Annotated in this window: 9 protein-coding genes; 1 reads left to right on the forward strand and 8 read right to left on the reverse strand. The window is 75.0% G+C overall.

What is annotated here, in order from left to right; all coding sequences use genetic code 11:
• Nucleotides 1–19 precede the first annotated feature (19 nt).
• Genes OG490_RS06270 through OG490_RS06285 form a run of 4 tightly spaced genes read right to left on the reverse strand, consistent with a single transcriptional unit; the run spans nucleotide 20 to nucleotide 4,469 of the window.
• Complete coding sequence (locus tag OG490_RS06270) at nucleotides 20–646, reverse strand: GTP-binding protein (RefSeq protein ID WP_330295284.1); 627 nt, start codon at nucleotides 644–646, stop codon at nucleotides 20–22.
• Complete coding sequence (locus OG490_RS06275) at nucleotides 627–1,109, reverse strand: DUF742 domain-containing protein (RefSeq protein WP_330295285.1); 483 nt, start codon at nucleotides 1,107–1,109, stop codon at nucleotides 627–629. Before OG490_RS06275 ends, OG490_RS06270 begins: the two co-directional genes overlap by 20 nt.
• Nucleotides 1,110–1,119: 10 nt before the next feature.
• On the reverse strand, nucleotides 1,120–1,557 hold the full coding sequence (locus OG490_RS06280) for a roadblock/LC7 domain-containing protein (RefSeq protein ID WP_330295286.1): 438 nt from the start codon (nucleotides 1,555–1,557) through the stop codon (nucleotides 1,120–1,122).
• Nucleotides 1,554–4,469 carry a nitrate- and nitrite sensing domain-containing protein gene (locus OG490_RS06285; protein ID WP_330300803.1) on the reverse strand — a complete coding sequence of 972 codons (2,916 nt, stop codon included), beginning with the start codon at nucleotides 4,467–4,469 and terminating at the stop codon, nucleotides 1,554–1,556. The genes OG490_RS06280 and OG490_RS06285 overlap by 4 nt, the downstream gene beginning before the upstream one ends.
• A gap of 396 nt (nucleotides 4,470–4,865) precedes the next feature.
• Between OG490_RS06285 and OG490_RS06290 the strand changes: the two genes are divergently transcribed.
• Entirely contained in the window at nucleotides 4,866–5,348 is a 483-nt protein-coding gene (locus OG490_RS06290) for a hypothetical protein (protein WP_330295287.1), read from the forward strand.
• A gap of 15 nt (nucleotides 5,349–5,363) precedes the next feature.
• Here the strand turns inward: OG490_RS06290 and OG490_RS06295 are convergent, their stop codons facing one another.
• The 4 genes from OG490_RS06295 to OG490_RS06310 all read right to left on the reverse strand — a co-directional run bounded on the left by OG490_RS06295 (nucleotide 5,364) and on the right by OG490_RS06310 (nucleotide 13,197).
• A complete protein-coding gene (locus tag OG490_RS06295; RefSeq protein ID WP_330295288.1) occupies nucleotides 5,364–10,082 on the reverse strand; it encodes a hypothetical protein in 4,719 nt (1,572 codons plus the stop codon).
• A 102-nt stretch (nucleotides 10,083–10,184) separates the two neighbouring features.
• Entirely contained in the window at nucleotides 10,185–11,198 is a 1,014-nt protein-coding gene (locus tag OG490_RS06300) for a hypothetical protein (protein ID WP_330295289.1), read from the reverse strand.
• The gene (locus OG490_RS06305) at nucleotides 11,195–11,695 is read right to left on the reverse strand and encodes a hypothetical protein (RefSeq protein WP_330295290.1); all 501 of its coding nucleotides are present in this window, start codon (nucleotides 11,693–11,695) and stop codon (nucleotides 11,195–11,197) included. The genes OG490_RS06300 and OG490_RS06305 overlap by 4 nt, the downstream gene beginning before the upstream one ends.
• Nucleotides 11,692–13,197 (reverse strand): hypothetical protein, encoded by a 1,506-nt coding sequence (locus tag OG490_RS06310; RefSeq protein ID WP_330295291.1) that lies wholly within the window; start codon nucleotides 13,195–13,197, stop codon nucleotides 11,692–11,694. The genes OG490_RS06305 and OG490_RS06310 overlap by 4 nt, the downstream gene beginning before the upstream one ends.
• Nucleotides 13,198–13,273: the final 76 nt, after the last annotated feature.

Here is a 13,273-nt window from a genome sequence, read left to right on the forward strand (position 1 = left end):
CCATGTCGGGCCCCGGCGGTCAGGCCCCGGCCGTCAGGCTCTGCCGGCGGGCCCTGGCCAGGGTCATCGCGTGTTCCACGACCCCCACCAGGACGTCCTTCACGGACTCCCGGTCCCGGGCGTCGCACAGCAGGACCGGCACCTCCGGAGCGAGGTCGAGGGCCTCGCGCACGGACACCACCGGGTGGCGGTCGGCGCCGTCGAAGCAGTTCACCGCCACCACGAAGGGGATCCCGCGCCGTTCGAAGTAGTCAATGGCGGCGAAGCAGTCGGCGAGGCGCCGAGTGTCCGCGAGGACGACCGCACCGAGCGAACCCTGCGCCAGCTCGTCCCACAGGAACCAGAACCGGTCCTGTCCGGGCGTGCCGAACAGGTAGAGCACCAGGTCCTCGCGGAGCGTGATGCGCCCGAAGTCCATGGCCACGGTCGTGGTGTTCTTGCCCTCCACTCCCCCGGTGTCGTCGATGCCGCGGCCCGGTTCGGAGAGCCGTTCCTCCGTCCGCAGCGGCCTGATCTCACTCACCGCACTGACCAGGGTGGTCTTGCCCACCCCGAAACCGCCCGCGACCAGGATCTTCAGGGTCAGCGGTTCGACCGGCGTCACGGCATGCATGGCGCCGGTGCGGCTAGAGCGCCCGAAGGCCATCGATCACCTCACGCAGTATGGATTCGTCGGGAAGTTCGGCCGGGGGGACCGGCCTGGTCACGTGGACCAGTTCGTCGTCGACGAGATCGCCGATCAGGACGCGTACCACCCCGACCGCCAGGTCGAGTTCCGCCGCGAGTTCCGCGACGGACTGCGGGCGCTGCCGGCACAGCCCGAGGATGTGGGCGTGTTCCGGGGACAGCGTCGCGTCCCAGACCGGGTCGTCGGCCGCGGGCTCCGCGACCACGAGCGCGATCAGGTCGAGCCGGTGCTGGCCGGCGTGGCTGGTCCGGCCGCGGGTCATCGCGTACGGGCGCACGACGGGGCCCGCCTCGTCGTCGAACCACTGGTCGGTGGCCTGATCGGGCGCCTGGCGGGCCTGGTGGGCCCGGTCGGGCGCCTCGTCGAGGGCGGGGTCGGGGTCGGGGAGGCGGGTGGGGTGGTCCTGGCCTGAATCGCTCATGCCGTACGACTCACCCTCCGGCTGGCAGCCCGGTGCGCGGGGCGGTCGCCAGGTGGTCACCGACGCGCTTGACCATGAGGGTCATCTCGTACGCGACCTGCCCGACATCGGAGTCGGAGTCGGCGAGGACCGCCAGGCAGCTGCCGTCTCCGGCTGCCATGACGAACAGGAACGCCTCGTCCAGCTCGACCACGGTCTGGCGGACCTTGCCGGAGTCGAAGTGGCGGCCGACGCCCTTGGCCAGGCTGTGGAATCCGGAGGCCACGGCCGCCAGGTGCTCGCTGTCCTCGCGGGTGAGGTCCTTGGAGCTGCCGGTGGGCAGGCCGTCGCCGGAGAGGACCACCGCCTTGCGGATGCTGGCGACCTTGTCCACGAGCTCGTCGAGAAGCCAGTTGAGCGGGCCGGAGCCGCGGCCCCTGGTGTCGTTCCCGGACTGCGGTGCGGTCATCGACCGTCCCCTTCGTTCTCGTATCCGGGCCCGGTGGCGGCAGGTGTGCCGGCCTCGGTCCCGGACGGCTGCGGTGCTGGGTTCCGGACGTCCTGCCGGGCGTCGCGGCGTGCGTCCTGCTGCGAGTTCTGCTGTGCGTGCTGCTGAGCGTGCTGGTCGCGTCCCGCCGTCCAGCCGCGCTGGAGCGCGGACATGCGGCGGCGCACGTCCTCCGCGTCGCGGTCCTCCACCGTGTCGGCGGCGGCTTCGGCGGATGCCGGGGCCGGGGCGTTCTTGAGCTGGGGCGCGAGGCTGGCCTGCCGGATCCGGCGCGGCAGGGCCGTGCCCTGGGCCGTGCCGGGCTCGGCCCGGGCCGCTTCCGGAGCGCCCTGGGCCGGATCGGGGTCCGGGACGGCGGAGACCGGCCGGGGCACCCGGCGGCCGTGCTCGGCGACCAGGGTCGGCGTGGGGCGGCGGCGCGGGAGCGGTACGGCGCCCGTGGTGCGGGAGCCTTCGGCTCGGGCGGGGTCAGGGCGGGGGGACTCCAGGCGGACCGGGCCGGTGGGGGCCAGGGGCTCGCGGTCGGAACCGCGGTCGCGGTCCGGGGCGCCGTTGCCGCTCCGGTCGCGGAAGCCGTCGCGGTCGCCGATGCGTTCCCCGATGCGGTCGCCCTTCCAGGGGGTGCCGCGCTCGGCGTGCCGCTCCGCGTGCGGGCGGCCAGCCGGGCGCAGGCCGAGCAGGGCGCTGCGCGGGGTGCCGTTCGGCGGGGTCTCGTCGTCGAGGGTGGCCATGGCGGGCCGGCCCTTGGCTCCGGGGTTGTTGGTGACCCCGGAGACCCCGGAGATCCCGGTGAGGCCCGTGATGCCGCTGGAGGTCCCCTCCAGGGCCGTGACGGGGTCTTCCAGCCCCGGGATGCCGACCGGGGCCTCCAGTTCGACGGGGCCGCGCAGTTCGGCGCCGGCCGGGAGCCGGCGGTCGGCGGGCCCGCCCTCGACGGCGGCCGCCGCGGGACGCCTGGGGCCGCCCACGGCCTTGCCGCCGGCCAGGCGGATGCCGGTGCCGTCGGTCTCGGGAGCCTCCGTCAGCAGGGCCACCGGGAGGAAGACCACCGCGGTCGTGCCCCCGTAGGGGCTGGGCTGGAGGCCGATCTTGACGTCGTGGCGCTGCGCGAGGCGGCTGACCACGAACAGGCCGAGCCGGTCGGTGTCGGAGAGCTCGAACTCCGGGGTCTCGGCGAGGCGCAGGTTCGCGTCGAGCAGCGCCTCCGGGGTCATGCCGAGGCCGCGGTCGTGGATCTCCAGGGTGAAGCCGTTGGCCACGCGTTCGCCGAGGACCTGGACCGCGGTGTGGGGCGGGGAGAACACGGTGGCGTTCTCGAGGAGTTCGGCGACGAGGTGGGTGACGTCGGCGACGGCCGGGCCGGCGATGCCCAGGCGCGGCAGTCGCCGTACCTCGATGCGCTCGTAGTCCTCCACCTCGGCGACGGCGGCCCGTACGACGTCCATCAGCTGGATGGGCTTGCGCCACTGGCGGGAGGGGGCGGCGCCGGAGAGGATCACCAGGCCCTCGGCGTGGCGGCGCATGCGGGTGGTCATGTGGTCGAGGCGGAAGAGGTCGGCGAGTTCCTCGGTGTCCTCGGTGCGCCGCTCCATGGTGTCGAGCAGGGTGAGCTGGCGGTGCAGGAGCACCTGGTTGCGGCGGGCGAGGTTGACGAACACCTCGGAGACCCCGCGGCGCAGTTCCGCCTGCTTGACGGCGGCCTCGATGGCGGCACGCTGGAGGGTGTTGAGGGCCTGGCCGACCTGGCCCACCTCGTCCTTCTCGTACTCCAGGCGGGGCGCCTCGGTCTCGACGTCCACGTTCTCGCCGGCGGCGAGGCGGCGCATGACGCCGGGGAGGCGGACGCCGGAGACCTCGTGGGCCTCCTTGCGGAGCCGGGACAGGTCGCGGATCAGCTCGCGGCCGATGCGCACGGACAGGACGAGGGAGACGATGAGGGCGATGAAGCCGAGGATTCCGGCGACGGCGGCCTGGACCAGCACGTTCATGGCCACGGGCTCGACGCGCTTCTGGTAGCGGTCGCCGGCGGCGGTGCCCATGGTGGCGAGGTCGTCGAGGACCCTCTGCGCGCCCTTGTCCCATTGGGCGGCGTTGACGCCGCGGGGGTTGTTGTGGCCGGGGCCCGAGGCGATGAATCGTTCCTCTGCCTCGCGCAGGCCCCGGCTCTCCGGGTTGTTCCAGTACTGCTCGAACTGCTCCCGGTCGGCGGCCGGGAGGATCGCGAGGTTGAACTCGTAGAGCAGCTTGCGGTTGGCGACGAAGTCGGTGACGTGCCGGACGTCTTCCTGGCTGACGTTGCGGGAGGCCAGGGCCGAGGCGATGACGGCGTCCTCGCGCGAGAGCGTCTCGCGGGCGCGGGTGATGCCGACGAGGGCGCGGCCCTGCTTGTCCATCTCCACGTTCTCGAGCGCGTGGAGGTTCATGAGGAACTCGTAGCAGGGGTCGACGAGCCGGTTGTACAGCTCCAGCGCCTGGCTGGTGTCGAGGGAGCCGGCGTCCACGGATCCGCGCAGGGCGCCGATGCCGTGGAAGGCCTCCAGGATGGAGTTCAGGCGCTGGGCGGCGAGCGGGGTGAGCTCGTCGGCCACCTCGGGGTCGGCGGCGTCGGCGGCGATCTTCGCGACCATCTCGTCGGTGGCGCCGCGCCGCTTGGCGAGTTCGGCGGTCGCGGTGGAGGCGCGGGGGTCGCCGATGACCACGAGGGTCTGGCGGCGCTCCTTCTGGATGACGCGGACGACGTCCTCGACGGGGTAGCCGACCTTGTCGATGACGTAGGCCACGCCGAGGAGTTGGAAGGCCTCCTGACCCGTGATCACGGTGGCGAAGCCCCAGAGGGCGGTCAGGGAGACGAGCGGCACAAGGAGCAACGCCACGATCTTCCGGCGGATGGACTTCCCGCGAAAGCGCATGGCCTCCCCAGCCTCCCCCAGCTCAACCCCGTTACCGGGGGTTGGTGTTCCGTCATTTAAACGGCGTGAGCCTACTACTGCCACAGGGCACCCTCGAAGGCCTGTCCGGACGTTTTCGGCCGAGGCACCGGGTGAAGATCACGAGTTGTCCGATAGTTCCGGTCGGGAGCGGCCCGATATGTGGCAGATGACACTTGGTGCGGCGTCAGTTCCCGTACCGGAATGGATGGCTGGAATTATTCGTTCCGCGATGATGCGGCGCGTTCCGAAGGTCCGCGAAGCGGGAATCTCTCGAGGACGCCGTACGTCTAGCTGTTCGGGGCGGGCATGAGCGGCCGCGTGGAGGGGAGGGAGCGGGGCATGGCGAAGAAGTACGAGGACGGCGACGCGGGATCCGGGGCGTCGGCCGGGCGGGCCCTGTGGGTGGACCAGGCGGCGGGGCACCGCCGCATGCCGGACCCGGTGCGGGACTCCGCCGTGCGCGCGGTGCTGATCGTGGCCGTGACGCTGACGGACGCGACGATCGCCTTCTTCCTGGCGGTCACCGGCTCCTGGCTGGCCTTCCCGCTGTCGCTCTGCGCGATAGCCGGGACCGTCGTGGCCACCTGGGGCGTGCTGGACGTGCTGATCACCCGGCAGATGTGGAACCAGCGGTACGGGGTCTTCTCCGAGCCCAGCAGCACCGCGCGGGGTCGTCGGCGCGAGCGGCGCCGGGCCCGCCGCGAGGTCCGGTCGCAGCCGGCGGGGGCCGGGCCCCGGCAGGCTGCTCCCGGTGAGCGAATACGGGGGCGCGGCGACGCGACCGGCATCTGGCCGCCGCCCTCGGGCACCGGGCGGGGCTGACGGGGCTGGCCGGCCTCAGCCGCCGACCGGGCCGGGGACCGGGCTCGGGCTCGGGCTCGGGGTGGTCGAACGGCGGAACATGCGGGTCGCCGTGATCTCGCCGTGGATCGTCTCCTCGTCGGGGGACTGCTGGGGCAGCCCCGGGCGCAGGTGTTCCTCGACGCTGATGTACTTCAGCCCTGCCCGCAGGTCGGCGTCGTTGCGCAGCCGGATGACCAGCGGGAACTCGGCGAGGGCCGTGGTGTCGAACAGGCCCGTCGTGTACAGCAGCTGGACCCCGAGCGCGTCGGAGACGGCCCGCTGGAGCTCCAGCAGGTACGTGGCGTTCGCGCGCCCGATCGGGTTGTCGAGGAACAGCGTGCCCGCGTGCCGGTGCTTGTCCCGGCCCCGGTCGTTGCTGCGCAGCGCGGCCATCGTGCAGTAGAGCGCGATCGCGGCGGTGAGCAGCTGGCCTCCGGAGAACACGTCGCCCATCTGGCCGACGGGGACCCGCTCGGCGCGCAGGACCGCGTCCGGCTTGAGGATCTCCACCGAGATGCCCTTGGGCTCCAGGGCCGCCTGGACCCCGTGCAGCAGCAGCGACATGCCGTCGCGGCGGCCTTCGCCGAAGGAGGCGGTGCTGTTCTTCTTCACGGCCGCGCTGGTGGCCTCGTCGATGACCTCGCCGAGCCGCTCGGTGAGGGTGGCCTGGTCGGGCTCCTCGAAGCGGATGCGCACGAACTCCTGGCCCGACCACTCCCCCAGGCCCTCGGGGAGCTGGGAGAGCCGCTGGGCGGAGCGCAGGGTAGCCAGGGCGGACTCCACCAGTCCGCGCAGCCGGTCCACGATGCTGTCGCGGTTGCGCTCCAGCTGCGCCAGTTCGTCGGTGAGGACGCGCAGCCGGGGGGCGAAGGCGACGGCCCAGGCCGCCGCGTGCTCGGGCAGGGCGGAGGCGGGCAGTTCGCGGATCTGCTGGCGCGCGGGGGTGCGTACCTGCTCGTAGCGGTTGGCGTTGGCGTGGCGGACCAGGAGGTCGCTCGCCTCGCGGACGGCGGCCTCGGCGGCCGACAGGTCGGCGGCGCAGCCCCGTAGCGAGCGGCGGGCCTCCGTGGCCGACTGGCGGGCCTCCTCCAGGGTTCCGGGGTGGGACACCGGCTCCTGCTCGTCCTCCTGGTGGGCGTGGTCCCGCAGCAGGTCCCGGAGCATGGCGGCGGTCTCGTCGAAGCCGCCCGCGCCGTCCTCGGCCGTGCGGTGGGCGCGCAGCAGGTCGGCGTGGGCCGCCCGCGCGGAGTCCAGGGCGGAGCTGTGGGCGCCGAGTTGGGCGGTGGAGGTGCGCAGCAGCGCCTGGGCCTGCTCGACGTCGTCGGGGACGAGCTCCTCGGGCAGTTCGGTGTGCGCCCCGCCCTCGGCGGGGGCGTGCCGTTCGGCTTCGCCGCGCAGTCGGCCGAGGTGCTCGCTCGCGGTGGACGCGCGGGTTTCCAGCATCTGTACGAGGGCCTCGGCGCGGGCGGCGGCGGCCTGCCGGGAGGGTCCGTCGGCGCCGTCGGTGCCTTCCAGGAGCTGGGCGGCGCGGGTGCGGACCTTGTTGGTGAGGCGGTCGAGCTCGGCGAGGGCGGCGCTCTCGTCGCTCTCGGCGCGGGCCTGTTCGGCGCGCAGGTCGGCGCCGACGCCGACCTTCTCGTAGAGCCGGGAGGCGGCGCGGTAGGCCTCGCGGAGGTCGGGGAGCGGGGCCTTGGCCGTGCCGTCGTCGGCGGGCAGCGGGTCCGGTGCGCCCGCGACCTCGGCGCGTTCGCCGCGCAGGGCGCGGGCGGTGCGGCGGGCGTCGTCGGCGGCGCGCTGGGCGGCGCGGCGGTCCTCGTCGGCGGCGCGGGCCCGGTCGAGGAAGACCTCGGCGCGGGCCTCGGACTCGGCGGTGTCCTCGGCGAGTTCGCGCAGCCTGCTCTGCCAGCCGGCGCGCTCGCGCAGCCGGTAGGCGAGTCCGGCGAGGGCGTCCGCGACGCGGCGGGCGCGCTGGGCGGTGTCCTGGCGCTCGTCGCGGATGCGGACGGCGTCGGCGGAGACCTCGTCCGCCTCGGCGCGGACGGTACGGGCCTGCGCGAGCTCGGCCTCGGCCTCCTCGGCGAAGGAGCGGGCGGCGGCGGCCTGTTCCGCGAGCTCGGCGAGCCGGCCGGGCGGGCAGCCGGTGCGCCAGGAGCGCAGCCGGGCGGCGAGTTCGCGGTCGCCGGAGAGGCGGGCGGCCAGTTCCCGGATCTCCGTGTCGCGGGCGGTGGCGCGGGTGCGCAGCGCCTGGCGCTCCTCGTCGGCGGCCTGTTCGTCGTGCATCGCCGGGTTCGGCGGGACGATGAAGATGCCCCCGACGCCGGTGTCGGCGTCTGCGTCCGTCGGAGGCACGGGGGCCAGCAGCGCGGCGGCGGTGCCGACGGCGACGGTGGAGCGGGGCAGCAGGGCCGCGCCGGAGAGGACCTCGCGGGCGCGGGCGTGGGTGTCGGGGTCGGTGATGACGACGCCGTCGACGAGTTCGGGACGGGCGGCGAGGACGGCGGCGTGGGCCGCGGGGTCCACGGACTGTGCGAGGTAGCGCCAGCCCGGGAGGGCCGGGATGCCGTGTTCGCCGAGGTACTCGACGGTGGCCAGGACGTCGGGGCCGGGCGGCAGCAGGCCGCCGTCGCCGAGGGCTCCGAGGATCCGGGAGTCGTCGGCGGCGGCGGTGCGCAGCTCGAAGAGCTGGCGTTCGGCCGAGCCGACGGTGTCGGCCAGCATCCGGGCGAGTTCGTCGGAGCCCCGGTCGAGGTCGGCGACGGTGAGCCCGCCGGGGGCTCCGGCGGAGGGGGCGGGGGCCGGTGCACGAAGGCCCGTACCCGCGTCGGCTCCGGGGACCGGGGCGTCGGATGCGTCGGTGGGCTCGGGGGCGGAAGGCAGGCCGAGCAGGGCGGCCAGGCGGGGCGATGCCGCCAGGGAGGCGGCGGCGCGTTCCTCGGCTTCGTGGGCGGCCTCGGCCGCGTCGGCGGCGTCCGCCGCGCGGGCGGCGGTGAGTTCGGCGCGGGATTCCGCCCCGGTGGCCTCGCGGGCGGCTTCGGAGGCGCTGCGGGCGGCCTCGCGGGACTCCTCCCAGGCGGCCACGGCCGTCTTCTCGGCGTCGGCGGCGGCCAGCGCGGCGCGCGCCGGGTCGGCGTCGGGGGCGGAGTCGTCGAGCCAGCCGGCCCGGACGGCCTCGTCGGTCTCCTGCTGGACCTCGGCGAGGCGGGCGCGCAGGTGCTCGGCTTCGCTGCGAGTGCGCTGGGCGGCCGTGGCGGCGGCGGTGGCGTCGCGGTGGGCGGCCTCGCCGGTGGCCTGGAGGACGGCGGAGCGCTCCTCCTCCTCGTTGGCGGCCCGTTCGCCCTGCTCCGCGGCGGTGTGCAGGGCCCGTACGAGCTCTCCCGCGGCGGTGGCGCGGGCGGCCAGGGCCGGGGCGGCGTCCCGCTCGGCCTCCAGGATCGCGGCGGCGACCCGGGCGGAGCCGTCGGCGGCGGCGCGGTGGCGCAGGACGATCTCGGCGGCCTGCCAGGCGGAGTGCAGGGTGCGGGCTTCGAGGAGCTCGCGGCGTTGCGCGGCGGCGGCCTTGTCCGCGACGGTCAGGGCCAGCGAGGCGTGCCGGTAGGCGAGTTCGGCGGAGACCGCGGCGCTGCGGGAGCGGGCGGACTCGGCGGCGGTGACCTCGTGGGCGGCGCCGGTGACCCGCTGCGCGAGGTCGGCGGCGAGGCCGCGTTCCCCGGTCGCGCGGGCGGACAGCCGCCGGGCGAGGGAGCGGGTGCGGCGTTCGGCGCCCGCGTGGACGTCGCGCAGCCGGGTGCGGGTCTCGGCGGCCTCGACGATCCGGGTGAGGAGGTCCACGGAGCCCGCGGTGAACTCCCGTTCGGCCATCAGCTCGGCGCGGCGGCCGAGCTTGTTGCCGAAGCCGTGGACGAGGTCGGCGAGGCCGTCGGTGTCCCGGGTGTCGGTGACGGCGCGCAGCAGGAGGTCGGTGAAGTCGGAGTCCTTCTTCACCGCGAAGAGGCCGGCGGCCTCGCCCTCGTCGGCGTTCATCTCGCGCTGGTAGCGGAAGAGTTCGGGGTCGAGGCCGACCTCGGTGAGGTGTTCGTTCCAGCGGTCGTGGATCTCCTCGAAGTACACCTCGAGGTGCGGGTAGGCCTTGCCGGCTTCGGTGAGGGCGTCGCGGAAGCCCTTCATGGTGCGGCGCCGCCCGCGGGCGCCGGAGACGCCTTCGACGGGCGGGCGCACCGAAGTGGCCTCGGCCACCGGGAGGTTGTCCAGGCTGAGCCCGGGACCGGGGCGGAAGGAGTACCAGGCCTCGGCGAACTTGCGCGGGTCGTTGGAGACCTGGCGTCCGCGCCATTCGCTGACCTTGCCGACGACCACGCATTCGCCGGTCTGGGTGTGCTGCCACTCCAGCGCCACGTGGCCGCAGTCGTCGGCGAGCAGGAACTTGCGCAGCACGCCGGAGCTGGCGCCGCCGAGGGTGTTGCGGTGGCCGGGCAGCATCACCGAGAAGATCAGCTTGAGCAGGACGGACTTGCCGCCGCCGTTCTCCAGGAACAGCACGCCGGCGGGTGCGGGGCGGCGCGGCGGTCCGGTGGGCTCGTCCTCGAAGAACTCCGCCTGCGCGGGCGCCGGGTGGGGCACCGGCTCGCCGACTCCGCGCAGGTCGAGCACGGTGTCGGCGTAGCGCGCGCCCGCGGGCCCGATGGAGTAGAGGCGGATCCGGGACAGCTCGTACATGGCGGCGGGTTCTCGCGGTCTCTCGTGGTTCGTACGGGGATCAGTGACTCGGCGGGTCGACGGGCGGCGGCTCCGCGGCGGGGAGTCCGGCAGCCCGGCGGCTCAGGCGTGGAAGGGCAGCCCGGCGTCGGCGGCGAGCTCCAGGTCGTCGCCCTCGGGCGGCGGCAGCAGACTGGCACTGCCGTCGCTGACGGGGACCACTCCCAGCTCCAGCAGCTCGGCCATGGCCGCACTGCCCGCCATGTCGCGGACCTGGAGCTGGTAGCGGGGGGTGGTGCGGTAGGTGCCTCCGGAGTCGTCGCCGGTGCGCTGGAGGAAGCCGGAGTCGGTGAGGAAGGCGGCGGCCTTGCCGACGATGCCGGTGGTGGAACCGGCCAGGCGGCGCGCGTCCTTGGTGGCTCCGGTCGCGCTGCGGCGGGCGTAGACCCGCCAGGCGGCCTCCAGGCCGGGGGCGTCGGAGGCCGGGTCGGTGTTCTCGCCGAGCTCCTCGGCGCGCTCCTCCAGCCGGCGGCAGGTCTGCCGGACGAAGGCGTCGACCCCGTTGACGGTGATCCGGCCGATGTAGCCGTCGTCGGCGAGGTCCTCGGGGCGGGGGAAGGCGAGGGCGGCGACGGCGAGGTGGGCGAGGCCGTGCAGGAAGCGGTCCGCGGAGTCGGCGGTGGCGCGGCGGGCGTAGTCGCCCATGCGGACGGCGAAGACGGAGTCCTCGCCGGCGGCGACGGCCATCCCGGCGCGCGGGGACACCTCCAGGACGACGAGTCCGAGGCCGGTGGCGACGGCATCGGCGAGCCGGCCGAAGGCGGGGTCCTCGCGGTAGCGGCGCAGCAGCTCCGCGTACTCGGCGTCACGGGCGGGCAGCAGCTTGGGCTGGAGCCCGAAGGCGACCAGCCGCGCGGCGTCGGCGGCGTCGGCCGGGGTCACGGGGGCGACCCCGGGTCCCGGGGTCGGAGCCGGTCCCTGGGTCGGAGCCGGTCCCTGGGGCAGGGCCTGAACCGGGGCGGGTCCCTGGGGCGGAGCCGGGAGGGTGGCCGATGCCGGGGCCCACGCCGGAGCCGACGCCTCGTCGGCGTCGGGCGCGCTCCACGCGGGGTGCTGCTCGGCGTGGTGGTCGCTCACGGGTACGTCTCCTCGGCGGTGCGGGTGGTGGTGTGCGGTGCGGTGGCTCCGGCGGCGGGTGGGGCATCTCCCCCACCCCGCCCCTTCCCGAAAGCAGGGGCAAACCCCCACACCCCCGGTCGGAGCCGCCGGGCCGGGGCCTGCGCCCCGGTGCCGGGCACGGCCGTGTACGCGGGCGCCGCGACGGGAGCGTCGGCCGACGCGTACGGCGCCGTGGGCCGGACGGGGCGGTCCCCCGGGCGGGAAACCGCCCCGGGGCCGGAGCGCCCGGCGTCGCAGGCGGCGGCCGGGCAGCGCGGAGCGGCCGAGGCGGCGGCCCCGGGCCCGGAGGCGCGGGTCATCGAGGCGGCGGCCCCGGGCCCGGAGGCGCGGGTCATCGAGGCGGCGGCCCCGGGCCCGGAGGGGCGGGTCATCGAGGCGGCGGCCGGGGGGCGCGGGGCGGTGGCTGCGGGGTCCGTCCCGCGACCCGGCCGGGGCATGGGCACGGGTGGGGTCATGCCGCCTCCGTGCGGTCTGCCGTCATGGCGGCCGCGTCGAGGAGGGCGGTGCCGACGATGAGGTCGGCGCCGCCGAATTCGGGGTCTTCCAGGGCGGTGCCGTCGTCTACCGCGAAGAGGAGCCGCTCCTCGCCCTGGCGGTACGCGGTGCCCACCGCCGGGCTGGCCGCGTGGACGGCCAGGAGGGCGACCAGGTAGGGCAGGTCCGGGTCGGAGCGGCGGGCCTCGGCGAGCAGGCCCGAGAGGCGGCGCGGGGCGTCGTGCGGGAGTTCCAGGAGCTCCATCGCGGCGGCGAGCTGCTCCTCGCTGAACCGGCTGTCGTCGGGGGTCGCGATCAGGTCCGGCTCCGGCATTTCCAGACCCAGGTGCTCCCGCTCCACCGGCGGGGTCAGGAGGATCTCCACCAGGTCGGCGACCCGGACCGAGACGGGGGTGCGCAGGCCGGCTCCCGCCGCGAAGAAGGCGTCGGTGACCCGGGAGGCCTGGGAGAGCGGCAGCGGCAGCAGGGGGGCCACGAGCTGCCCGTACAGGTCGATTCCGGAACGCGGAGCGGGGGCCGCGAAGGCCTGGCGGTCCTGTTCGGCGCGGAAGAGCGGGCCGGCGTCGAGCAGCCGGGACTGCAGCTGCGTGTGGCGGCGGATGCAGTCCTTGACGATGTCGACCAGTTCCGCCGCGCGGCGCTTGTTCTCCGGCTCTTCGGCCTCGTCGCGCGCCTTGCGGATGTTGGTGAGGATCGCGTTCTCGTGGCGGTAGCGGTCGGCGACGTGGTCGAGGGCCTCGGCGATCATGTCGGGGACGGTCACCAGCCAGTCCACGGCCCGCACGTTGCGCCGGGTCGCGTCGAGCGTGCGGCGCAGGGTTTCGGCGTACTGGACGGTCCGGTAGCGGGCCTGTTCGGCGGCGAGCTGGGCGTCGGCGAGCCGGCCCCGGCTGATGAGGACCTCCAGTTTGACCTCGGCGGCGATCTGCGCGCTGGTGACATCCGTGTCGAGGGCGCCGACCAGGACGTTGACGGCTTCGTCGGTGGTCCGCAGGTACACCGCGCCGCCGTAGCCGGGGACTTCCTCGATCAGCTTGAAGTCGTAGTCGCGGCGGACGTACACCCCGTCCGGCCCGAAGGTGCCGTAGATCGCGCGGAAGCCGCGGTCGACGCTGCCGACGTTGATCAGGTTCTCCAGCACCCAGCGGGCCACCCGCTCGTGCTCGGCCGCCGGGCGGCCCGGAGCCTGGGCGGCGATGCGCGGGAGCAACCGGGCCACTATCTGGTCGTGGTCGGCTCCGGTGTCGAAGTCCATGTTGAGGGTGACCAGGTCGATCGCGGCGAGCGCGACCTCCGCCATCGCGTAGCCGCCGTACTCGCCGGCCAGATTGGCCTTGCGGACGTCGAGGTCGTGCAGCGGGGCGGTGCAGGCGAGCGCGCGCAGCCGCCGGGCCAGGCCCTCGTCGGCGGCCGGGCCGGGCGCCGGGGACGGCAGGGTCTTCGCCGGGGCAGGGAAAGTCACGGACAAAGACTAGGCGCTGACAGTGACAACATCCCAAACGGGATGGTTCGGCATCTTCGTCCCCGACGGAACCCGG

The sequence above is a fragment of the Streptomyces sp. NBC_00503 genome (assembly GCF_036346895.1).
Lineage (GTDB): Bacteria > Actinomycetota > Actinomycetes > Streptomycetales > Streptomycetaceae > Streptomyces.